At 70.1% G+C, this 20,544-nt stretch carries 22 protein-coding genes and 1 tRNA gene; 7 read left to right on the top strand and 16 right to left on the bottom strand.

The genetic code is table 11. The annotated features are described in order from the left end of the window. Positions 1-36: 36 nt before the first annotated feature. Complete coding sequence (locus tag ACFV9C_RS03800; protein ID WP_380190531.1) at positions 37-828, bottom strand: methyltransferase domain-containing protein; 792 nt, start codon at positions 826-828, stop codon at positions 37-39. Between the two features lie 88 nt (positions 829-916). Here ACFV9C_RS03800 and ACFV9C_RS03795 point away from each other — a divergent pair, with 88 nt between their 5' ends. Beyond that, complete coding sequence (locus tag ACFV9C_RS03795) at positions 917-1,774, top strand: aminoglycoside phosphotransferase family protein (protein WP_380190530.1); 858 nt, start codon at positions 917-919, stop codon at positions 1,772-1,774. Here the strand turns inward: ACFV9C_RS03795 and ACFV9C_RS03790 are convergent. From ACFV9C_RS03790 to ACFV9C_RS03780, 3 genes are all read right to left on the bottom strand, one after another. Continuing rightward, on the bottom strand, positions 1,755-2,492 hold the full coding sequence (locus ACFV9C_RS03790) for a phytanoyl-CoA dioxygenase family protein (RefSeq protein ID WP_380190529.1): 738 nt from the start codon (positions 2,490-2,492) through the stop codon (positions 1,755-1,757). The two genes, ACFV9C_RS03795 and ACFV9C_RS03790, sit on opposite strands and share 20 nt — an antisense overlap. Before the next feature lie 41 nt (positions 2,493-2,533). Next, positions 2,534-3,952: an alpha/beta hydrolase gene (locus ACFV9C_RS03785; protein WP_380190528.1), complete on the bottom strand. Its 1,419-nt coding sequence runs from the start codon at positions 3,950-3,952 to the stop codon at positions 2,534-2,536. Between the two features lie 85 nt (positions 3,953-4,037). Beyond that, on the bottom strand, positions 4,038-4,400 hold the full coding sequence (locus ACFV9C_RS03780) for a nuclear transport factor 2 family protein (protein WP_380190527.1): 363 nt from the start codon (positions 4,398-4,400) through the stop codon (positions 4,038-4,040). Between the two features lie 125 nt (positions 4,401-4,525). On the opposite strand from ACFV9C_RS03780, the gene ACFV9C_RS03775 reads away from it, so the two are divergent. Further along, the gene (locus ACFV9C_RS03775) at positions 4,526-5,320 is read left to right on the top strand and encodes a helix-turn-helix domain-containing protein (RefSeq protein ID WP_380190526.1); all 795 of its coding nucleotides are present in this window, start codon (positions 4,526-4,528) and stop codon (positions 5,318-5,320) included. Then, positions 5,317-5,820: a DinB family protein gene (locus ACFV9C_RS03770; protein ID WP_380190525.1), complete on the top strand. Its 504-nt coding sequence runs from the start codon at positions 5,317-5,319 to the stop codon at positions 5,818-5,820. Before ACFV9C_RS03775 ends, ACFV9C_RS03770 begins: the two co-directional genes overlap by 4 nt. Before the next feature lie 38 nt (positions 5,821-5,858). On the opposite strand, the gene ACFV9C_RS03765 is transcribed toward ACFV9C_RS03770, so the two are convergent. Then, on the bottom strand, positions 5,859-6,914 hold the full coding sequence (locus ACFV9C_RS03765; protein ID WP_380190524.1) for a hypothetical protein: 1,056 nt from the start codon (positions 6,912-6,914) through the stop codon (positions 5,859-5,861). Beyond that, entirely contained in the window at positions 6,914-7,429 is a 516-nt protein-coding gene (locus ACFV9C_RS03760; RefSeq protein ID WP_380190523.1) for a SigE family RNA polymerase sigma factor, read from the bottom strand. The genes ACFV9C_RS03765 and ACFV9C_RS03760 overlap by 1 nt, the downstream gene beginning before the upstream one ends. 174 nt (positions 7,430-7,603) lie before the next feature. Between ACFV9C_RS03760 and ACFV9C_RS03755 the strand changes: the two genes are divergently transcribed. After that, a complete protein-coding gene (locus tag ACFV9C_RS03755) occupies positions 7,604-8,812 on the top strand; it encodes a hypothetical protein (RefSeq protein WP_380190522.1) in 1,209 nt (402 codons plus the stop codon). A 1,955-nt stretch (positions 8,813-10,767) separates the two neighbouring features. On the opposite strand, the gene ACFV9C_RS03750 is transcribed toward ACFV9C_RS03755, so the two are convergent. From ACFV9C_RS03750 to ACFV9C_RS03730, 5 genes are all read right to left on the bottom strand, one after another. After that, on the bottom strand, positions 10,768-11,301 hold the full coding sequence (locus tag ACFV9C_RS03750; protein WP_380190521.1) for a hypothetical protein: 534 nt from the start codon (positions 11,299-11,301) through the stop codon (positions 10,768-10,770). Between the two features lie 145 nt (positions 11,302-11,446). After that, positions 11,447-11,971 (bottom strand): SigE family RNA polymerase sigma factor, encoded by a 525-nt coding sequence (locus tag ACFV9C_RS03745; RefSeq protein ID WP_380190520.1) that lies wholly within the window; start codon positions 11,969-11,971, stop codon positions 11,447-11,449. Positions 11,972-11,992: 21 nt separating this feature from the next. Continuing rightward, positions 11,993-13,315, bottom strand: a complete 1,323-nt coding sequence (locus ACFV9C_RS03740) for a diguanylate cyclase (protein WP_380190519.1) — start codon at positions 13,313-13,315, stop codon at positions 11,993-11,995. 163 nt (positions 13,316-13,478) lie between these two features. Beyond that, a complete protein-coding gene (locus ACFV9C_RS03735) occupies positions 13,479-15,011 on the bottom strand; it encodes a helicase HerA-like domain-containing protein (RefSeq protein ID WP_380190518.1) in 1,533 nt (510 codons plus the stop codon). Between the two features lie 52 nt (positions 15,012-15,063). Next, positions 15,064-15,768 carry a peptidoglycan-binding protein gene (locus ACFV9C_RS03730; protein ID WP_380190517.1) on the bottom strand — a complete coding sequence of 235 codons (705 nt, stop codon included), beginning with the start codon at positions 15,766-15,768 and terminating at the stop codon, positions 15,064-15,066. 157 nt (positions 15,769-15,925) lie between these two features. On the opposite strand from ACFV9C_RS03730, the gene ACFV9C_RS03725 reads away from it, so the two are divergent. Further along, a complete protein-coding gene (locus tag ACFV9C_RS03725; RefSeq protein WP_209697067.1) occupies positions 15,926-16,219 on the top strand; it encodes a type II toxin-antitoxin system VapB family antitoxin in 294 nt (97 codons plus the stop codon). Positions 16,220-16,251: 32 nt separating this feature from the next. Next, positions 16,252-16,815: a LytR C-terminal domain-containing protein gene (locus ACFV9C_RS03720; protein ID WP_380190516.1), complete on the top strand. Its 564-nt coding sequence runs from the start codon at positions 16,252-16,254 to the stop codon at positions 16,813-16,815. Positions 16,816-16,827: 12 nt separating this feature from the next. On the opposite strand, the gene ACFV9C_RS03715 is transcribed toward ACFV9C_RS03720, so the two are convergent. The 5 genes from ACFV9C_RS03715 to ACFV9C_RS03695 form a co-directional block, all read right to left on the bottom strand. Beyond that, positions 16,828-18,339: a potassium/proton antiporter gene (locus tag ACFV9C_RS03715; RefSeq protein ID WP_380190515.1), complete on the bottom strand. Its 1,512-nt coding sequence runs from the start codon at positions 18,337-18,339 to the stop codon at positions 16,828-16,830. A gap of 107 nt (positions 18,340-18,446) precedes the next feature. Continuing rightward, positions 18,447-18,537, bottom strand: a tRNA-Ser gene (locus tag ACFV9C_RS03710). A gap of 13 nt (positions 18,538-18,550) precedes the next feature. Then, positions 18,551-18,979 (bottom strand): nucleoside deaminase, encoded by a 429-nt coding sequence (locus tag ACFV9C_RS03705; RefSeq protein WP_380190878.1) that lies wholly within the window; start codon positions 18,977-18,979, stop codon positions 18,551-18,553. Positions 18,980-19,010: 31 nt separating this feature from the next. After that, on the bottom strand, positions 19,011-19,493 hold the full coding sequence (locus ACFV9C_RS03700; protein ID WP_380190514.1) for a tRNA adenosine deaminase-associated protein: 483 nt from the start codon (positions 19,491-19,493) through the stop codon (positions 19,011-19,013). 139 nt (positions 19,494-19,632) lie between these two features. Then, the gene (locus ACFV9C_RS03695) at positions 19,633-19,794 is read right to left on the bottom strand and encodes a hypothetical protein (RefSeq protein ID WP_380190513.1); all 162 of its coding nucleotides are present in this window, start codon (positions 19,792-19,794) and stop codon (positions 19,633-19,635) included. Positions 19,795-19,898: 104 nt separating this feature from the next. On the opposite strand from ACFV9C_RS03695, the gene upp reads away from it, so the two are divergent. After that, positions 19,899-20,540: a uracil phosphoribosyltransferase gene (gene upp / locus ACFV9C_RS03690; RefSeq protein ID WP_380190512.1), complete on the top strand. Its 642-nt coding sequence runs from the start codon at positions 19,899-19,901 to the stop codon at positions 20,538-20,540. Positions 20,541-20,544: the final 4 nt, after the last annotated feature.

Genomic DNA, 20,544 nt, shown 5'->3' with positions numbered 1-20,544 from the left:
TCACTCCCAGGATGCACCCGCCGACTCCGGAAGCTCTCAGAGTGCGGACGCGACGAACAGGTAGCGGTTGAGGCTGAAGAAGTAGCTGTCGCCGAGGCCACGGAGGTCGTTCGCCCAGGCGGTGGTCTCCTCGGCCGTCACGTCGCCGTGCCCCGGAACGAAGTCCGACACGATGTCGATCAGCCCGGCGCTGAACGTGCGTTCGTCGTACCCGGCGTTCAGTATCGGCACCACCTGCTGGTGCGTCGGCGTGAATCCGGTCTTCACCAGTACGTCGGCCAGCGTCCGCGGCAGGTGCGGATCCGCCAGGTGGTCCTCGAACGCGGTCAGCACCCGCGCCATCCGCGCGTCGTCGTTCGACCGCCACACCACCGAACCCCAGTCGGTGTCCAGCAGTACGACGCGACCGGCCGGCCGCAGCACCCGCCGTACCTCGCGGAGCGCGCCGACCACGTCCTCGACGTACTCGAAGACCTGGGTGGAGACCACCACGTCGAAGCTCTCCGCCGGGTACGGGATCCGGTCGACCGACGCCTGCTCGAGTTCGACCCGGGGACCACCCGGTACGTCGGCGCGGGTGCGCGCGATCGCGAGCATGCTGTCGCTGATGTCGATCCCGCAGACCCGCCCGTCCGGCCCGACCTCGCCGGCCATCTCCGCGGCCAGCAGCCCCGGCCCGACGCCGATGTCCAGCACCCGGTCACCGGGCCGCAACGCCAGCGCCGCCCGCACCGCCTGCCGCTGCTCGACCACGTCCGGCGTCGTGTACACCGCCTCGATCCGCCGGGACACCTGCGCGTCGAACTGCAATCCGTGAACGTCAACCATCCCCACATCATGATCCCCACGGCCGCCCCCGGGGAGGCCAGATCGAAATCGGACGAAATGCCCCGAGATGCCCCGATAAGTTGACGCGATGATTACGTTGCCGGAGTCGTTCCTGCGGATGCCGCGGTGGTGGAACGAGGGCGCGGGCTGGCTCCGGGAGCTGCCGGCGGCTGTCGACAGGCAGTGTTCGCGGTGGGATCTGACCGTCGTGGGAGCGGTTTCACACGGGTCGAACGCGGTGGTGGTGCCGGTCAGCCGGGGTGCGGACGAGTTCGTCCTGCGGATGTCGCCGCCGGGTGCGGAGGTCGCGGAGCAGGTCTGGGCGCTGAACTGGTGGGCAGGCCGGGGCATGGCCCAACTGCACGACGCGGACGTCGAGGTGGGCGCGATGCTGCTGGAGCGGTTGTCCACACCGTTGACGAGCCGCCCGATCGACGAGGCCGTCGCCGTCCTCGGGCGACTGATGCGGCGCCTCGCCGTACCCGCGCCGGACGACGCACGCTCGACCACGGACATCGTCACGACCAGGTCGGCCGAACTCGAGCCGCAGTGGGAACGCCTCGGCCGCCCGTTCGACGCCGCGATCCTGCGCGAGGCGCTCGACGTCGCGCCGTCCGAGACCAGTTCCACCGCGGCCGTGAACGGCGACTTCCACTCCGGTCAGGTGCTCGCGGGGCAGCGGGAGGAGTGGCTGACCGTCGACCCGGTGCTCTTCCGCGGCGACATCGAGTACGACCTCGGCCGGGTGCTGTGGTGGGACCTCGACAAGATGGACGACATCGTCCGGTACTTCGACATCGCGGTCACCGAGGCCGCGCTCGACCGGGACCGAGCGCGCGACTGGGTGCTGTGGCGGACCGTCGACTACTGGTTGTGGGGGCTCTCAGCGGGCCTGACCGAGGACCCGGTCCGCTGCGCGCGGTTGATCACCGCGCTGTGTAGATGAACCGGCTGCGCATCATCCGCGGTACGTCGGCCGCGTTCGGCGCGATCGAGTGCAGGATCCACGGATGCGTCAGGTACACATCACCGGCCTGACCGGTCAGCTCGACGACCCGCACCGGGATCCCGTCCAGGTCGACCGGCTTCATCGGGTCGACCGTACGGTCCTCGGACGTCAGGTTCCGGAACCACGGATCGGACCGCAGCAGCTGATCGCGGACTGCCTTGAACTCGCGCTCGTCGGTCGTGGTCAGGAACCGCTCGAACACCCGATGCGAACCGGCGACCTGCGGCGTCCCACCGCCACCTGGACCGACCGAGTCGTAGAACGCCCAGATCTTCACCGCGTGCAACGGCTCCTCGAAGCCCGCGTCCGTATGCCACTGCCGATGCGGCACCGCCCACGGCACACCCTCCGGCATCGTGACCAGCACCTGTCCCTGGTGCTTCGGCTCGAGCCATTCGCCGAGCAGACCGTCGAGCGCGGACCGCACCCGCGGCCCGAGGATCGCCTGCGCCCGACGGTCGAACTTGGTGGTCTTCAGCCCGGTCGGCCGCAACACCGTCCACGTCGTACGGTCGTCGCGGTCCATCCCGTGCCGCTCGGACAGCTCGCGCCACAGCACGTCGCGCATCCCGGCAGCCTCGTCGGCGGAGAACGCGGACGGGAGCTTCACGATCCCGTCCCGCTCGAAGATTTCCAGCTCCTCGGTGGTGAGCATGCGGTCCATCGTGCGCCCACCCCACGAGGCCTGCCACCGAATTAACAGTTCTTCGTCGGCAGCTTGCCCTCCAGGAGATAGTCGGTGATCCGGTCCCGCGCGCACGCCGAGTTGAAGTACGCCGTGTGCCCGAAGGTGTCGGCGGTCAGCAGCCGGCTGTTGTCGATCTGCCGCGCCAGGCTGCGGGCGTTGACGACCGGCGTCGACGGGTCGTGCAGCGTCGACGTGATCAGGATCGGCGGCGCACTGTGCACCGGTGTCGCCTGCCACGGATTACTCGGCGGGATGGGCCAGCCGGCACACGCGGCCGTGATCGCCCAGCCCTCGACCGCCGCGCCGACCCGCGGCGCGACCGCCTTCGCCAGTGCGAGCCGGGCCCGCGCATCGGCGTACCCACGCAGCTCGCCCGGCAGGTCCATGCAGGACACGGCGGCGTACGCGGTCTCGGGATCACCCACGTAGCTGATGTTCGCGAAGTCGGTGCCGTCGCCCTTCGCCGCCTGCGCGAGCGCGGTCGCGAGCGCCGGCCAGTTGTCCGACACCATTGAGGTCAAGGGCAACAAACTCGGCAGCGCCATCCGGATGACGTCGCCGTTCACCGGGCCTCTCGGACTGGTCAGCGGGGCCTTGTCCGCCTTCGCGACGGTCCGGTCCCAGACCGCGCCGACGTTCTGCCCGTGCAGCGCGCAGGCCGTCTCCTTCGCGCACCACGCGGCGAACCGGTTGAAGCCGTCCTCCATCACCTTCGCCTCGTCGAGCATGAACTTGTCGGGATCCTGCTTGTGGTCGACGATCCCGTCGACCACCATCCGGCCGACGCGTTGCGGGAACTGCTGCGCATACAGCGTGCCCAGATACGACCCGTACGACAGCCCGATGTAGTTGAACTTCGATTCGCCGAGCGCCGCGCGGATCGCGTCCATGTCGTGCGCGACCGTCCGGGTGTCCAGGTTCCGCATCAGGTCGCCGTGCTGCTTCAGGCACTGCTCACCCGTCGCCCGGCTCGACGCCACAAGAGCGACGTACTGCGCCTTCGTCTTCGGGAACACCGGCACGCCGCGGCGCAGCACCGGCCCGCAGTCGAGCTGACTGCTGCTGCCGGTCCCGCGCGGATCGAAGCTGACCAGGTCATACCTGTCCCGGAACTGCGGCAGCACCGCGTCCGCGAGCCCCGCCGCGAAGATCGACCCGCCCGCTCCACCGGGCCCACCTGGGTTGAAGAACAGCGCACCGAGCTTGTGTCTCTGGTCCTTCGCCGGCACCTTCGCGACGAAGACCTTCGTGGTCGGACCGGACGGTCTCGACCAGTCCAGCGGCACGGTCAGCGTCGCACATTGCTCGACCGCGCCGGGCCTACATTCCTTCCAGGACAGGGATTCCGCGGCCGCCGCCGTACCTGTCGGTACGACGGCGAACACCACGGCTCCCGCAATCGATGCCGCTGTCAACGATCTCCACATGCCCGCCAACCTATGCGCCAGGTCACACGGATCACATCAACCGTTCGGCTAGTCCGGCATCATCCCCCGGTCTCATACCCCGGTATCAGTGCGCCGGCGCGAAGTCGTGGAACCCGATCAGCTTCTGGATCCTGCCGTCGGCGTCCAGGACGACGATGTCGGTTCCGCCCGCCACCGGCTCCTGCCCCTCGGCCTGCAGGTGCCAGGTCCAGCGCAGGTAGTTGTGGTGCTCGTCGATGTGGCCGATCCGGACGAAGCTCAGCCCCGGGAACATGTGCTGCGCGGCGCCGACCAGCTTGTTCAGCTCGTCGTGGCCGGTGGTCTCGAAGCTCGGGTCCTGGAAGGTCGCGTCCGCGGTCCAGGTCGCCGCGATCAGTTCGGCCCGGCGGTCGGCGGCGGCGGCGTTCCACATCGTGAAGTACTGGTCGGCGAGAGCCTTGGCGTTCATGGTGTTTCCTCCTTGGTCGGTTCTGCTGACCAGAACCTTGCCGCCACGCCCGGCGTACCGTCGATGACGTCACAGGTAATGGAACTGTCTATGTCATCCAGGGGCGACCCGATAACGTCGGAGCTATGGCAGCGACGATCGAGGAGACCTTCCAGCGCCCGGTGGGGCAGCTCCTGCGCGGCTGGCGGGAGCGCCGGCGGCTGAGTCAGCTCGAGCTGGCGAACCGCGTCGAGGTGTCCACGCGGCACGTGAGTTTCGTCGAGACCGGGCGGTCCAAGCCCAGTCGCGACATGGTGCTGCGGCTGGCCGAGCAGCTCGACGTACCGCTCCGGGATCGCAACCAGCTGCTGCTGGCGGGCGGGTTCGCACCGATCTACAGCGAGGCCTCGCTGCACTCGCCGGCGATGCTCGCGATCCGTACGACGCTGCGCCGGCTGCTGCAGGCCCACGAACCGTACCCGGCACTGGTCGTCGACCGCTGGTGGAACATCGTCGAGGCGAACGCCGGGATCGCGATCTTCACCGCGGGCGTCGCCGAGAAGTTGCTGCAGGCACCGGTCAACGCGCTCCGGCTGACCCTGCACCCGGACGGCCTGGCCCGGCGGATCGGCAACATCGCCGACGTCCGCGCCGCCGTACTGACCAGCCTGCAGCGGCAGGTCGCCAGTACGGCGGACCCCGAGCTGCAGGACCTGTACGACGAACTCCGCGGGTACGCCGCCCACGATCGGCCGGCCGCGCCGGGTCCGACCGATGTCGTCGTACCGTTCGAGCTCATCCACGACGGACGGGAGCTGTCGTTGCTGACCACGATCGCGACGTTCGGTACGCCGCTGGACGTGACCGTGTCGGAGCTGATGATCGAGTCGTTCTACCCGGCCGACGACGCGACCGCCGAGTACCTGCGGGCGCTGTCGTGACGCCGGGCCGGGAGGTCTCGGACACGATCGAGCTGCACCTGCAGTACCTCGACCGGTACCGCGGGATCATCTCGTCGAAGCTGACCGGCCTGAGCGACGCCGACCTGCGAAGCAGCCGGCTGCCGTCGGGCTGGACGCCGTTGGAGCTGCTGAAGCACCTGATCTTCATGGAACGGCGCTGGCTGCGCTGGGGATTCACCGCCGAGCAGGTCGAGCACCCGTGGGGCGACTCGGACGACGACCCGGACGGCCGGTGGACGCTCGCGCCGGAGGACACCCTCGACGGGTTGCTCACTCAGCTGCACGCGGGCGGGGAGTTCACGCGTCGGGTGGTGAGCGGCCGGGATCCGGCCGAGAGTGCGTCGGCCGGGGGCCGTTTCGGGACCGACGACCGGCCGACGCTGAACTGGATCCTGTTTCACGTACTCCAGGAATACGCCCGGCACGCGGGCCACCTGGATGTGGCCCGCGAACTCATGGATGGTGCCACCGGCGAGTAGGCCTGCAGGGTTGGCCTGCTCGCCGGTGGCGGGGAGCCCTAGCGGCCGGTGGAGGGGTGGCCGGTAGGGAACGACGTCGGGACGCTCGGGGTCGGGAAGCTGGGCTTTCCGGTCGGCGCCGGGATGGTCGGCTTGCTCGGCTTGCCCGGAAGCGTGGGCTTCGAAGGCAGGGTCGGCTTCGCGGTCGGGACCGCCGGCGTACCCGGGTCGACCGTCACCTTGACGCCGGCCGAGACCGAGGCCGACGGCTTCGGCAGCGACGGCTTGTCGGTGGGCTTGCCCGGTACGGTCGGCTCCGGAAGCGACGGCTTCTCGGTCGGTACGCCGTGTACGCAGTCGGGGAGCTTCTCCGACGGGATCGTGGTCGGCTTCGGGAGCGTGGGCTTCGGAGGCAGCGACGGCTTACCCGGCAGCGTCGGCTTGGTCGGCACAGTCGGCTTGGTCGTCGGCACGTTCGGCAGCGTGGGCTTCGTCGACGGGAGCGTCGGCTTCCCCGGGAGGGTCGGCGTACCGGGGAGGGACGGCTTGCCCGGCAGGGTCGGCGTACCCGGCTTGCCCGGCAGGGTCGGCTTGGTCGTCGGCCAGGTCGGCTTCCCGCTCGGCAGGCTCGGCGTCACGATCGGGAGGCTCGGCTTACTCGGCTTCGACGGCAGGCTCGGCTTGGCTGGCAGACTCGGCTTGGTTGGCAGGCTCGGCTTGCCGGTCGGCAGCGTGGGCTTGGCCGGGACCGACGGCGGAGTGTTCGGGTCGATGGTCTTGTTCACCGATACCGTCACCGTCGGCAGCTGCGGCTTCGCCGGCTTCTGCGGCAGGCAGGTCGGGTCGACCGTCGGCACCTTGGGGGTGTCGGTCGGGATCACCGCCGGCACCGGCGGCTTGCCGCCACCGGCCAGCAGGTTCTTCACCGGCGCCGGTCCACCCACCGCCGCGGACACCGTCGCGACGGTTCCGGCGAGCGCGGTGACACCCGCCGCGGCCAGCCCGCGGCGCAGCCAGGTGAGCCGCTTGCCGCGCCGCATCAGGTCGCCGGCGTTCGGCTGCCAGGGCTCCATCTCGTACGTGAGAGCGTCGCGTACTCGCTGCTCGTCACTCATCAGTTTCCTCCAACTCGGCTGTCGATCAGGTCGGGTGCCAGGCGCAACTTGGCCAGCCCGCGGGAGGCCGTGCTCTTCACGGTCCCGGGTGCCATGCCGAGCAGCTCGGCGGTCTCGGCCTCGGAGAGATCCTGCGAGTAGCGCAGCGCGACCACGGCTCTTTCCCGGACGGTCAGACCACCCAGGGCCGAGAGCACGGCCTCCCTGGTCTGCACCTCCCCGGCGAAGTCCGCCACCGCTCGCTGGTCCCAGTCGTTGAGCACCGGATCACTGGGTACTTCGTTGTTCCAGCGCCGGCGGGCCTGGCTGAGGAAGCGGTTCACCAGCACCCGGCGGACATACCGCATCGGGTCGCCCTCCAGCCGGTGCCATTTCGGGTAGGACCGCATCAGCGCTTGCTGCACCAGGTCCTCGGCGGTGTGCCGATCGCCGCACAGCATCTCCGCGAAGCGGAGCAAGGGGGTCGACTGCGCCTGCACGAAGCGCTCGAAGTCGGCGTCCGCGGTCCGGGTCATCGAATCTCCTCAGCCTCAGCCTCTGTCACACCGGTCCAAACCCGGTGAGCGACCGATCGGGTTCTGTTTCGTCACCAACTCCTTCGAAGAAATTTATTGACGGGCTAGCCACAAGCGATGTTCATGAGTCACATTAGGTGAGCACACACCTTCACCGCCCCGGAGGTTCCGCCCATGCGTATCACTCGTCGAAGCACGTCCGCAGCCTGTCTGACGGCCGCCGCGGCCATCCTTGCCGCGACCTTTACGCTCGCCCCACCCAGCACCGCGGCCTGGACCGCACCGGTCGCTGTCTCCGCCCAACCGGCTGACTCGAGCAACGTGAAGCTCAAAGGCAACCGGATCATTCTCGGCGACGCGGCCGCCACGGTCGGCGCCGCCGAGATCAAGCAGCGCTCCGGTCTGGCCGAACTGACCCCGGTCCGGTTCGGATCACCGACGTCCGCGGTGGTCGTCGGGTACACGAGCGGCGCGCCCGCCGGTTCGTCGGCCGAGGTCGACGTACGCGCGTGGTTGAACGACAGGTGGTCCGAGTGGACCGCCGTCACGTCCGGTACGCCGACTTCGTTGCCTGCAGCAACCGATCAGGTGCAGGTCCGGATCATCGTGCTGGCACCGCCAGCCGGCGGGAAGCCGTGGGTCGGCGACGTGACCGTCCAGCCGACCGACAAAGCTGCCGCGCCGCGGATGTCGCTCCAGGCCGCTCCGCTGAAGTCGCACGTGTTCGCGACCCGCGAGGGTCTGGTCGGCGGTACGACGGCCAACGGCCACGTGATCGCTAGCCGCGACCACTTCGTCGCGCTGCCGTCGCGGCGCGGACTGGCCGGCAACGGATCCGGAACGTACTCCGTCAAGGTCTGCACGGCGACGCGTTGCGCGTTCGAGCCCGTGTGGGACGTCGGTCCGTGGAACACCAAGGACGACTACTGGAACCCGAGCGCGACCCGCGAAATGTGGAAGGACCTCCCGCAGGGCAAGCCTGAGGCACAGGCGGCGTACCAGAACGGATACAACGGCGGGAAGGACCAGTTCGGCCGTACGGTCGCGAATCCGGCCGGGATCGACCTGGCCGACGGGGTCTTCTGGGACGCACTGAAGCTGGCCGACAACGGCTGGGTCGACGTCACGTACCTGTGGACCGGCGACGGCGGCCGCGGCACGGTGTCGATCTCGTCCGGCTACCTGAACGTCCGGAACGCACCCAACTCCACCGGAGCCGTCGTCGGCATGGCAGGCAAGTCCGCCCAAGTCACCGTCGAATGCCAAACGACCGGAGAGAACGTCACCGGCTCCCAGGGCACCAGCAACGTCTGGCTCCGCGTGAACGCCGGCATGTACGTCGCCAAAGCCTGGGTAAGCGCCGGCACCTTCGGTACCTGCTGACCCACCGGGCGCCCGTGCCAACCTCCGCGGGCGCCCACTCGCCTGCCTCGCGTCCCAACTGGGCTCACGAGGAGCTGGCAGTCCTCACGTTCCCAGCCGAGCGTCCCCTTCACGGCCACCGACCGCCCCGCGGCGACCGAGACACGGATGCCCACCCCATCACAATCCTCACCGCCCCGGCGTCCCCCCGCCCAACCACCCCCAGCCCCACCGATTGTGATGGCCTGCAGCTCCGCCCAACACACTCACCACCTGCCCCGGACTGCCACCACTCACCAACCGTCGACAACAAGTACCCGCACGCCTGCTGACCTCGCAGCCGGAGGAGCGGCATGTGCTTGGTGAGTGGTGGCGGTCCGGGCACCTACTGCCTGCGAGAACACCCGCGAACGCGCCGGCTGACCACCAAACACCCACGCCGCCAAGGCGGACAACGCGCAACCTCCTGCACCCGCCGGACCGCCACCACTCACCAGACGACAACAGCAGAACAGCCGCACGCCAGCTGCCCTGCCAGCAGACCTGCGGCTGCTTGCTTGGTGAGTGGTGGGGTCCGGGTTCCGCACCGCCTCAACCCCTCGGCGGACAACTCGGCGCGGCTGTGAGCCCCTCGCTCGGTGAGAGTCGGCCAGCAGCACGCGGGCTCAGGCCGTCTCGCCGTCAGGCCGTCTCGCCGTCAGGCCGTCAGGCCGTCAGGCCGTCAGGGACCATCGGCCGCGCGGCGAGACCCTTGGTAGCTCGGGGTGCTGGCCAGCGGCTCGGTTGGGGCCGGTCCGCAGGGCCCGGGGCGAGTGGTTGGGGACTACTTGCCGTGCGGTGAGACTGTTGGTGACCTCGGGGGTGCCGGCCAGTGGCTCAGTTGGGGCCGGTCCGCAGGGCGCGGGGGCGAGTGGTTGGGGGCTACTTGCCGCGCGGGGAGGCCGTTGGTGGGCGGGTGGGCTCGGGAGTCCGGGTCGTGGGCTCGGTGGGGGTGGGCCGCGGGGCCCGGGTTGGGGCGACGGTCGGCGGTTCGCTTGGGGTCGGGCGGGGGCCAGGGGTGCGCGTCGGCGGTTCGGTGGGGGTGGGGCGCGGAGCGGGCGTACGGGTCGGCGGGACCGAGGGCGAAGCGGTCGGCGTACTAGAAGGGTCGCAACTCGGCACCGCGCTGGGTACCGCACTCGGCGACACGGTCGGTGGGAGGGTCGGCTTTGCGACGCGGCGAGCGCTTGGGACGGCGCTCGGTGAGACGGTTGCCGCGGGCACCGTTCCGCGGGTTGGGCGGAGGCTCGGCGGCTGGGTCGGAGTCGCAGCGTGGCGCGGGCTCACGGTGGGCGGCAGCGACGGCGTAGGTACAGCGCGACGGGTCGGGCTCACCGTGGGCGGCTCTGTCGGCGTAGGTACAGCGCGACGGGTCGGACTCACCGTCGGCGGTTCCGCCGGGGTCGGACGAGCGCTCGGGGGCGCGATCGGAGGCGGGGTTGGGGTTGCGGCGCGGCGAGTTGGGCGAACGCTTGGTGGGGTGGCTCGGGTTGGGGTTGCCACCGTGGGGGTCGGGATTGCTCGACGGGTTGGGGTCGCCGACGTGGGGGACGTGGTTGCGGTGGGGATTGCCCGAGTTGGCGCCGGGGGTGTCCAGCAGGTGGGCGCGGCGGAGGGGGTGGCGTCAGTGGGGCTGGTGGTTGGTCGGGCTGGGGTGGCTACGGGGCCACCCTGGACCACGGCGTCGCCGTCGGCATTGTTGCTGCGGGCCATCGCCGTACCGGCGACGGCGACGCCGACCACCGCCGCGGCGGCGAGTCCGCCGAGCAGGATTCGGGTCGTACGCCGGTTCCGGCCTACCTCGTTCATTGTTGCCCTCCGCACCTATGTGATGTTCGGTCGGGCTGAAGGACGCCGCCGGCGGGCGAAATGGTTCCGCCCGACGCCCACTACGTCGTTCACTCGGTTGGCGCACGCGCTTGGTGCGGGGTGCGCGGTTAGTTCGGGGTGTGGGTGGGTCGGGTTGAGGGGGTGGGGCGGTGGCGGGAGATGGGGGGTGTGGTCATGCTGGGCAGGCTGGTTGCGGTGCCGGTGGGAGTGGCGGCTGGGGCGCGGGTGTTGGTGCGGGCGCCGGTTGGGGTTGGGAGGTTGGTGGGGGTTGATGGTACGGCGCCGGTTCGAGTGGCGGTCGGGCGGACGGATGGTGGCTCGGTGGGCGGTACGGTCGGCGTCGGCGTCGGCGCGGGCGTGGTCGGTGGGGTCGGGGTGGTCGGGTGGGCGGGCACGGTGGACGGTGGGTTCGCGGGCTGCGGTACGTCGCCCCGCAGCGAACCGTTGCCCACAACACCTGCAAGCACGACCACCCCGGCAACAGCAACCGAAGCCGCCGCAGCAGCCGTCACCCGCCCGCGGAACCTCCGCCGCCGCGCCCCCGCGATCACCCGGGACGGATCGAGCGGCGCGATCGAATGGTCGGGCGCCAACGCACCCCGAAGCTCCTCCTCCACCACATTCCCCTGCTCGTCGCTCATCCCAACCCCCTTCCCAACATCACCCTCAAACCCCCACACACCACTCCCACCACCCCACCGAGCCCCAACCACGGGCCGACCCTCACACCCCATCCCTGGTACGCCGCTCGTGGCATCCAGGGCTGGTGCGACGGGTGGTTGGTGGTCATGGGCGGTCGCCTGCTTCGGTCAGTTCTGGGGAAGTGCGTAGTTTCAGGAGGGCTCGGGCGTTGGCGCTTTTGACTGTGCCGACCGCTACCCCGAGGGTTGCCGCTGTCTCGCGTTCGGTGAGGTCTTCGACGTAGCGGAGTACGACGACTGCCCGTTCGCGGCGGCTCAGGGTCTGGAGGGCGGCTCGTACGGCGACCTGGTGGTTGACGCCGGTGCTCGGGTCGGCCTCTGCTTCCAGGTACAGGTCGAGTTCGGCCGCGTCGCCGGTGGGACGTTCCCGCCACGGGCGGCGGCGTACCCAGGACAGGTGCTGGTTGACCACGGCCTGCCGGACGTACCCGAACGGGTCCGCCAGCTCGATCTTGTCCCAGCGCAGGTACGCCTTCTCGAGCGCGGTCTGTACCAGGTCCTCGGCGAGGCCGGCGTCGCCGCAGAGCATCCGCGCGAAGTGCACCAACCGCGCGGATCTGGCCAGCACGAATGCCGTGAAGTCGTCGTCACGACTCCCCGTTGCCGCCATGCGCACTCCGTCCTGCCGTCCTCACCTCACAGGACGCTGGGCAGGAGCCAAAGGTTCTGTCGGCTCCGGGAATTGGTGCAACAGGACCGTGTCCGCGGCCAGCCGGACCCGGTTCCGACCGGCGGCCTTGGCGGCGTACATCGCCCGGTCGGCGCGGAGCAGCAGGTCGTCGACAGTCGACCCGTCGTTCGGGTACACCGCGACGCCGATGCTCACGGTGAGCTGGAACGTGTCCGGGTCCAGGTCGGGGTCGTCCAGTACGCCGGCGCACATCGCGGCCAGCGGGCTGTTCGCGACCGCGTTGCGCAGCCGATCCGCGGTCACGGTCGCCTCGTCGATGCCGGTATCGGGGAGCGCGATCACGAACTCCTCGCCGCCGAACCGGCCGATCACGTCCTTGGCCCGGATCGCGCTGCGCAGGATCGTCGCGACCGCCCGCAGCGCCTCGTCGCCGACCAGGTGGCCGTGCCGGTCGTTGACCAGCTTGAAGTGGTCGATGTCGATCAGCAGGACCGCCATCGGCTCGTGCTGGTTCCGCGCGGCGCGGAGCATCTGCTCGGTACGGCGACGCCACCAGTCGACCCGGCTCAGGCTGGTCTTCGGGTCGGTCTGCGCCTCGGTCTCCAGTTGGCCGAGAAGCAGCGCGCGCTGCGCGGTCAGCGTGATCGGGATCGCCACGAACGCGAACCACGGCGTGACCAGGCAGGCCGCCGCGAGCAGGCAGCCGAGGGTGGCCGCGGTCGCGTCGGTGCACAGGTCGTCGAGGTCACCGACGGTCTCGCGGCGGTTGCTGCCCGGGACGATCAGCGAGATCGCCAGACCGCAGAGCAGGGTGTCGGTGACGACGTACGCGAAGGCGCCGGCGGCCATCGAGACGACCAGGCCGAGGTCGCCGCCGCCGGTGAGGTGCCGCGCGGACACGAACACCGCGTGCGCGGCGCCGACCGCGAGGACGCAGACCGCGGTCGAGAAGGCCCACCGGTACGGGATGCACTTGCCGGCCCGGATCCGCCACCAGATCCGGAGCAGTACGACGACCAGGATCGCCAGCGCGGGGTGGAGGACGACGGCCGCGGCGATCATCCACGCCGGGGCGAGGTCCTTGTGGAGCGCGCCGCCGCGGCGCCGGCGGCTCTCCACCCGGCGGGCGCCCTCGACGGCGATCAGCGCGGACACGGTGAGCGCGAACACGACGTCCAGGCCGCGCCAGCTGGGGCGCTCGGTGAACGCGTGGACGCCGTACCCGACGGCGCCGAGGTCGACGAGCACGACCAGCAGGAACGCCGGGACCGTCAGGGTCCAGAGCGCCCAGGACCGGATCGCCTGCCTACTCTGTGCAACCATCACCTCACACGGTACGACGACTGGGCGCTCAGGCCCAATCGGTCGCGGCGCGGTGCTGGATGACGAGTTGAGAACGATCGCCGGTCCGTCGGAATTCAGTCGTTTGATCAACAATCAAACGAAGGTTTCCCCTTGCTGAGGCAGCGAAAACCCCGGTCCTGGGTCAGCGGCGGCGGGCGGCGCCGAACAGGCCTCGGACGATCTCTTTACCGGCGGAGCGGGCGAACTGTTTGAACGCGGTCGAGCCGATCACCTGCTCGACCATCGACTTCTCGTGCTTCTGCGGCCGCGGCGCTTCCGGCTCCTTGGCCTGTTCCTGCTGCTCCGCCTCGGCCTGGGCCGCGCCGGCCTGCACCTTCGCCGCGAGCATCTCGTACGCCGACTCGCGGTCGACGGTCTGCGCGTACTTCGCGTTGTTGGCCGACGCCTGCACCGCCGCCGTCAGCTGCTCCGCGGTCGCGGGTGCCATCAGCGACTGCGGCGCCCGGAGCCGGGTCCAGGCGACCGGGGTCGGCGCGCCGGACTCGTTCATCACGGTCACGATCGCCTCACCGATCCCGAGTTGGGTGAGCACCTCGCCCAGGTCGTACGACGAGCTCGGGAACGTCGACACCGTCGCCTTCAGCGCCTTCGCGTCGTTCGGGGTGTGCGCCCGGAGCTGGTGCTGCACCCGGGAGCCGAGCTGCGCGAGCACCGCGTCCGGCACGTCCTTCGGGGTCTGGGTCACGAAGAACACGCCGACGCCCTTCGACCGGATCAGCCGGACGGTCTGCGCGATCGAGTCCAGGAACGCCTTCGACGCGTCGTTGAACAGCAGGTGCGCCTCGTCGAAGAAGAACACCAGCTTCGGCTTGTCCACGTCGCCGACCTCGGGCAGGTCGTGGAACAGGTCCGCGAGCAGCCACATCAGGAAGGTGGAGAACAGCGCCGGCCGGTCCTGCAGGTTCGGCAGCTCGAGCAGCGAGATGACGCCCTTGCCGTCGCGCTGCTGCAGCAGGTCCGCGGTGTCGAACTCGGGCTCGCCGAAGAACGCCTCGGCGCCCTGGTCGGCGAACCCGATCAGCGCCCGCAGGATGACGCCCGCGGTGGCCGCGGACAGCCCGCCGAGCTCCTTCAGGTCCTCCTTGCCCTCGTCCGAGGTGAGGTGCTGGATGACCGACCGCAGGTCCTTCAGGTCGAGCAGGGTCAGCCCGGCCTTGTCGGCGTAGTGGAAGATCAGCCCGAGCGACGACTCCTGGACGTCGTTCAGCCCGAGCACCTTGGACAGCAGCACCGGGCCGAACGACGTGATCGTCGCGCGGATCGGGATGCCGGTCCCCTGCCCGCCGAGCGCGTAGAACTCGGTCGGGAAGCCGCTCGCGGTCCAGTCCTGGCCGATCGCCTTGGTCCGGGCCAGCAGCTTGTCGCCGCCCGCACCCGGCTGCGAGATGCCGGACAGGTCGCCCTTGACGTCGGCCGCGAACACCGCGACCCCGGCCGCCGACAGTTGCTCCGCCATCAGCTGCAGGGTCTTCGTCTTACCGGTACCGGTGGCACCCGCGACCAGGCCGTGCCGGTTCATCATCCCGAGCGGGATCCGGACCGCCGCCTCCGGTTTCGGCTCGCCGTCGACCAGCAGCGCACCCAGCTCGAGAGCGGCTCCCTCGAACGCGTATCCCTGCTTGACGGTCTCGACGACGTCGGCTTTCTCGGCCATCTCAGCGTGCCTTTCCCCGGTTGACGGAAATAACCCGCTCGCATGTTAGACCTCAGCGCAGCACGATCACACGCGTCGGGGCCGCCGCGAAGGTCCAGATCGTCGCCGACATCGACGCCGAGACCCGGATGCAGCCGTGCGAGGCCCGGTAGTTGGTGCCGAGCAACCAGTCCGGGTGGATCTGCGCGCCGTTCGTCTTGTCCGTCGGGATCTGGTGGAAGCCGACTCCGCACGGCGCGAACCGGACGAAGTTGTTCAGGTAGAGCCGCGCGCCGTCGGTGTTCTGCCGGATCCGGGCCGCCCGGCCGCAGCGGGCGCCGCTCAGGTAGCTGCCGGGTTTCAGGTACTGCGGGTTGTCGATCATCCCGCCCTGCCGTACGACCTTGCCCTGGGCATCGATCACCCACAGCCAGTTCTGGGTCTGGCTGATCACGATCCGGCGCCCGCTCCCGGACCGGCCCGGTACCGCGCGCACGTCGCAGCGCTTCGCGGACGAGCCCATCAGCCGGGTGTACGTCGTACCGCTGAGCAGCCCGGTCTGCCCGAGCGCGTTCGCGGACTGGAAGCGCGCCGTGGCCGCCTGGGTCATCGCGCCCGCCTGGCCGTCGACGGGTCCCGACGTACAGCCGAGCGCGTTCAGCCGGGCCTGGGCGCCCTTCACCTGGGCGACGGTTCCGGCGTCGGCAGGCACTGCCGCGCCGAGGCCGACCGCCAGCACGGACGCTGTGACGAGGCTGAGTTTGGGAAGAATTCGCATGACGTTAACCCCCGATCCGGTGCCCGCCGATGACGTGCACCGTCGTTGTCCGGGTCTGACGCCGCACTCCTCCAAAAGGTTGAAAAACGGCGGTGGACTGTTCCGGTGACATTCATGACCTCCTCGCGGGACCTGATCCCCGGCTAGACTCCGGGAGGTGATCTTCAAGCGCGTCGGGGACGATCGGCCGTACCCGGACCACGGGCTGCGGCCCAAGGACTGGTCCGCCCTGCCTCCACGGCAGGTCCGGCTGGACGAACTCGTCACGACCAAAGGCACCTTGGACCTGACCGCGCTGCTGGACGAGGACTCGACGTTCTACGGCGACCTGTTCGCGCACGTCGTGGAGTGGAAGGGCGACATGTATCTCGAGGACGGCCTGCACCGCGCGCTGCGTGCGGCGCTGCAGCAGCGTCAGGTCCTCCACGCACGGGTACTGGTAGTGGACTGACCCATGGCTGCCGCTCACGGGGGGTGGAGCAGATGACAGCGATCCATCCGCAACCGAGACCGCACTCGCGGATCCGGTGGCGTACGCCGATCACGATGGTGATCCTGCTCGGAATACTGGCCGGTGGCGGCTGGTGGGGCTGGAAGTCGCTGATGAGTTCCAGCGCCGATCCGACCTGTACCGAGCAGAAGCTCACCAACAACCGGCTGCTGCCCAAGCAGGTGGTGCTGAACGTCTACAACGGCGGCGCCCGTGCGGGGTCGGCCGGCCGGGTGGCGGACGCGCTGAAGAAGCGCGGGTTCAACATCGACAAGATCGCGAACGAGCCGAAGGGCGACAAGACCCAGGTGGTGGCGTTGCGCGGTGCCAGCGCGACGGCGCCCGAGATGCTGCTGGTCGCGGGGCAGTTGAACCAGAAGGCCGAGATGATCGGCGACAACCGCACCGACCACTCGGTCGACCTGGTGATCGGCGCCGGCTTCGGCTCGGTGAAGCTGAAGGGCATCCCGTCGGTCGCGGTCAAGGCCGGTACGTCGGTCTGCCTCCCGGTCGTCCACACCCCACAGCCGATCCCGTCGGGCCAGAACCCCAACTAGTCCAAACCCGAACTAGTGCTGCTCGCGGCCGCGCTCGCCGAACCAGCCGGCCAGGCGGCCGGCCCGGGAGACGGCGCGGAGGCGGCGTACGGCCTGTTCGCGGACCGGGCTGGGGGTGACGACCAGCAGCGAGTCCCCGGCTCGGAGCACGGTTCGGCGGTCCGGGACGAACGCCTGGTCGGCGCGGATCACCAGCGAGACCGACACGCCGGGCGGGAGCCGTAGTTCGCCGATCTCGACACCGGCGAGCCGCGACTTGCTCGGCACGTACACCTGCAGCATGTCCGCGCCGAGCGACTCCAGCGGCGCCACATCGATGTCGACCTCGTGCGCCGCGTTCTCGTCGAGGACGTTCAGCCGCTTCGCCAGCCACGGCAGCGACGGCCCCTGCAGCAGCGTGAAGACGAGCACGAGCACGAACACCACGTCGAAGATCCGCTCCGCCTGCGGTACCCCCTCGGCCAGCGGAATGGTCGCCAGCACGATCGGTACGGCGCCCCGCAGCCCCGCCCAGGAGATGAACGTCCGCTCCGCCCACGGCAACCGGAACGGTGCCGCCGATATCGCCACCGACGCGAACCGACCGACGACCGTCACCGCGATCCCGATCACCAGCGCGACCAGCAGGTCGTTCCACCCGAAGGCGCCGGGTGACGCGAGCAGCCCGAGCATCACAAACAGCCCGATCTGCGCCAGCCAGGCGATCCCGTCGACGAACGACCGGGTCGCCATCCGGTGCGGCAACTCCGCGCGCCCGAGCACCAGCGAGGTCACGTACACCGCGGCGAAGCCGGACACATGCAGCAGTACGGAGCCCCCGGCGTACGAGAGGAACGCCACCGCGAGCACCGCGACCGGGTACAGACCGGCCGACCCAAGTGCCATCCGCCGGATCAGGCGGACGGCCACCCAGCCGATCGCCAGCCCGAAGAGCGCTCCCACGACCAGCTCGTACAGAACTAGCCCGCTGAACGCGAGCAGCCCCTTCTCGCCGACCTCGCCGGTGCTGACGAGTGTGACCAGCAACACGGTCGGGGCGTCGTTCAGCCCGGACTCCGCCTCCAGCGCCCCGCGCAGCCGCGGCCGGATCGGCACCCGCCGAAGCACCGAGAACACCGCCGCCGCGTCTGTCGGCGACGTCACCGCCCCGAGCAGCACAGACAGCTGCCAGCTGAGCCCGAGGACGAAATGCGCGACGCAGGCCACCACCGCGACGCTGACCGCGACCCCGACCGTCGCCAGCACGAGCCCGAGCGGCATCACCGGCCGTACTTCGTTCCACCGGGTGGTCAGGCCGCCCTCGGTCAGGATCACGACCAGCGCCGCGAACCCGAGCGCGTGCGCGAGCTGCGCGTTCTCGAAATGGATGTGTCCCGGCCCGGCCTCGCCGAGCACCAGGCCCATGCCCAGGTAGATGAGCAGCGACGGGAGCCCGATCCGGGCGGACAGCCGAACCGCGACCACGGCCACCAGCAGGACAGCCGCGCTCCCGAGGAGGATCCGGTCGAGTTCAGCTACGTCCATGGGGGCCTCTCGTCGAGCGTCGGGTCCCGAGTCAGGTCCAGAGAGACGAAAACCCTGACGCATCACACAGCATCAGGGTCTCCGGCTCTCTGCCGCCCGAAGGCGGTTGGCGGTGGCGGAGGGATTTGAACCCTCGGACGGGGGTTGCCCGTCACGCGCTTTCGAGGCGCGCTCCTTCGGCCGCTCGGACACGCCACCGCCGAGGACAATATCAAGGTCTGTGGCCGATGAAGAAATCGCGTAGCCGGGCACCCGCCACGTCGGCCATCACCCCGCCCACCACTTCGGGGCGGTGGTTCAGTCTGCGGTCCCGTACGACGTCCCACAACGACCCGACCGCGCCGGCCTTCTCGTCGTACGCCGCGAAGATCAGCCGCTCCAGCCGGGACAGCACGATCGCCCCGGCGCACATCGTGCACGGCTCCAGCGTGACGACCAGCGTGCACCCGGTCAGCCGCCACTCGCCGACGTGCTGGGCGGCTGCGCGGATCGCCAGTACCTCGGCGTGCGCCGTCGGGTCGCCGGTCGCCTCGCGTTCGTTGTGCCCGCGGCCGATGATCTCGCCGTCCTCGGTCACCACCAGCGCGCCGATCGGTACGTCGGGCAGCGCCCGCTCGCCCTCCTCGAGCGCGAGCGCCATCAACCGCGACCACTCCCGGCGCAGCAGCGGACTAGCCAACGGCCTCGACCGCGTCGTGGAACTGGCTGCCGAACCCGAGCTCCTCGGCGATCTCCTCGAGCATCTCCTCCGGGTAGAGGTCGACGTCGTCGCAGAGCGCGCCGAGGTCCATCGCGGTCATCCCGAGGTCGGCGATGATCGCCAGGTCGCCGGCCGGCACCTGCTCGTCGTCGTCATCGGCCAGCGGGATGTCCAGCTCGTCGACGATCTGCCGGGCCAGCGGCCACTCGGTCGCGGCGGTCACGTCGGAGATCAGCAGCCGGGCGCGCCCGCCCTGGACCCGGACCAGCACGAAGAAGTCCTCGTCGACCGACACCAGCCCCAGCACCCCCGCGTCACCGGGGAACCGGCGGAGCGCGGAGACCAGCGTGGCCAGGTCCAACTCACCGCGCAGGACCAGCGGCGTGACGGTCCAATGCCCGTCCTCGGTGTAGGCAGCGACCGCGAAATCCAGGTCCGTAGCCGTATCTGACACCCGCTCATCGTCGCAGAGTCCGGCGGCCTGTGGGAGGTTCCGGATCCCCAGGCCATCACAATTGCGTCTCGTCCGCCCGCTCCCGCGCGCGCCGGCCCGCCCGGCCCGATGGTGATGGCCTGGGGATCCGCACCACCGCTCAGTGGTGGTACGTCGCCCAGCGCATGGCCTCGCGCAACTGCCGGGCGCGGGCGCGGCGGGGCGCGATCCGGTCCCGCAGGGCCCGTGCCTCCTCGCGCTCCCGGAGGAACGCCGCGCGGCGCCGCAGGCGGTCGAGCTGCTCGGGCGACTTCTCGGTCATCGGCTCACTCCCTGGAGGGCGACAGGGCAGAATCCAATGCACTTTCCAGTGTGACAGCGAGCGCGCTTCCCCGCGCCGAATCGCCGACGGTACCGTTCGGCCTTATGCAGATCCTCGTCGTGGACCACCCACTCGTCGCCCACAAGCTCACCGCGCTGCGCGACGAGCAGACGGACTCACCCACGTTCCGCCGGCTGACCGAGGAACTCGTGACGCTGCTCGCCTACGAGGCGACCCGGGACGTGCGTACCGGTCCGGTCACCGTCCGTACGCCGGTCGCGGAGGCGCAGGGCGTGAAGCTGGCCGCCCCGAAGCCGCTGGTGGTGCCGATCCTGCGTGCCGGTCTCGGCATGCTCGAGGGCATGACCCGGCTGCTGCCGACCGCCGAGGTCGGCTTCCTCGGCATGGTGCGCAACGAGGAGACGCTGACCGCGTCGACGTACGCCGAACGCCTCCCCGAGGACCTGTCCGGCCGGCAGTGCTACGTCCTGGACCCGATGCTGGCCACCGGCGGCACGCTCGCCGCGGCGATCCAGTTCCTGGTCGACCGCGGCGCGGACCACATCACCGCCATCTGCCTGCTCGCCGCCCCGGAAGGCGTCGCGCGGGTCGAACGCGAGCTGACCGACCTCGACGTACCGTGCAACCTGGTGATCGCCGGCATGGACTCCCACCTGAACGACAAGGGCTACATCGTCCCCGGCCTGGGCGACGCGGGCGACCGCTTGTACGGCGTCGCCCAGTAGCTCT

The organism is Kribbella sp. NPDC059898 (genome assembly GCF_042730855.1).
GTDB lineage: Bacteria > Actinomycetota > Actinomycetes > Propionibacteriales > Kribbellaceae > Kribbella.
Note: the sequence above shows the minus strand (reverse complement) of the source record. Positions and strands in the feature narration are given on the sequence as shown.

Excerpts from the sequence above, each read along its gene's own strand:
- ACFV9C_RS03800 (WP_380190531.1), bottom strand. The coding sequence starts at position 828 with ATGGTTGACGTTCACGGATTGCAGTTCGACGCGCAGGTGTCCCGGCGG.
- ACFV9C_RS03795 (WP_380190530.1), top strand. The coding sequence starts at position 917 with ATGATTACGTTGCCGGAGTCGTTCCTGCGGATGCCGCGGTGGTGGAAC.
- ACFV9C_RS03790 (WP_380190529.1), bottom strand. The coding sequence starts at position 2,492 with ATGCTCACCACCGAGGAGCTGGAAATCTTCGAGCGGGACGGGATCGTG.
- ACFV9C_RS03785 (WP_380190528.1), bottom strand. The coding sequence starts at position 3,952 with ATGTGGAGATCGTTGACAGCGGCATCGATTGCGGGAGCCGTGGTGTTC.
- ACFV9C_RS03780 (WP_380190527.1), bottom strand. The coding sequence starts at position 4,400 with ATGAACGCCAAGGCTCTCGCCGACCAGTACTTCACGATGTGGAACGCC.
- ACFV9C_RS03775 (WP_380190526.1), top strand. The coding sequence starts at position 4,526 with ATGGCAGCGACGATCGAGGAGACCTTCCAGCGCCCGGTGGGGCAGCTC.
- ACFV9C_RS03765 (WP_380190524.1), bottom strand. The coding sequence starts at position 6,914 with ATGAGTGACGAGCAGCGAGTACGCGACGCTCTCACGTACGAGATGGAG.
- ACFV9C_RS03760 (WP_380190523.1), bottom strand. The coding sequence starts at position 7,429 with ATGACCCGGACCGCGGACGCCGACTTCGAGCGCTTCGTGCAGGCGCAG.
- ACFV9C_RS03755 (WP_380190522.1), top strand. The coding sequence starts at position 7,604 with ATGCGTATCACTCGTCGAAGCACGTCCGCAGCCTGTCTGACGGCCGCC.
- ACFV9C_RS03750 (WP_380190521.1), bottom strand. The coding sequence starts at position 11,301 with ATGAGCGACGAGCAGGGGAATGTGGTGGAGGAGGAGCTTCGGGGTGCG.
- ACFV9C_RS03745 (WP_380190520.1), bottom strand. The coding sequence starts at position 11,971 with ATGGCGGCAACGGGGAGTCGTGACGACGACTTCACGGCATTCGTGCTG.
- ACFV9C_RS03740 (WP_380190519.1), bottom strand. The coding sequence starts at position 13,315 with ATGGTTGCACAGAGTAGGCAGGCGATCCGGTCCTGGGCGCTCTGGACC.
- ACFV9C_RS03735 (WP_380190518.1), bottom strand. The coding sequence starts at position 15,011 with ATGGCCGAGAAAGCCGACGTCGTCGAGACCGTCAAGCAGGGATACGCG.
- ACFV9C_RS03730 (WP_380190517.1), bottom strand. The coding sequence starts at position 15,768 with ATGCGAATTCTTCCCAAACTCAGCCTCGTCACAGCGTCCGTGCTGGCG.
- ACFV9C_RS03720 (WP_380190516.1), top strand. The coding sequence starts at position 16,252 with ATGACAGCGATCCATCCGCAACCGAGACCGCACTCGCGGATCCGGTGG.
- ACFV9C_RS03715 (WP_380190515.1), bottom strand. The coding sequence starts at position 18,339 with ATGGACGTAGCTGAACTCGACCGGATCCTCCTCGGGAGCGCGGCTGTC.
- ACFV9C_RS03705 (WP_380190878.1), bottom strand. The coding sequence starts at position 18,979 with ATGGCGCTCGCGCTCGAGGAGGGCGAGCGGGCGCTGCCCGACGTACCG.
- ACFV9C_RS03695 (WP_380190513.1), bottom strand. The coding sequence starts at position 19,794 with ATGACCGAGAAGTCGCCCGAGCAGCTCGACCGCCTGCGGCGCCGCGCG.
- upp (WP_380190512.1), top strand. The coding sequence starts at position 19,899 with ATGCAGATCCTCGTCGTGGACCACCCACTCGTCGCCCACAAGCTCACC.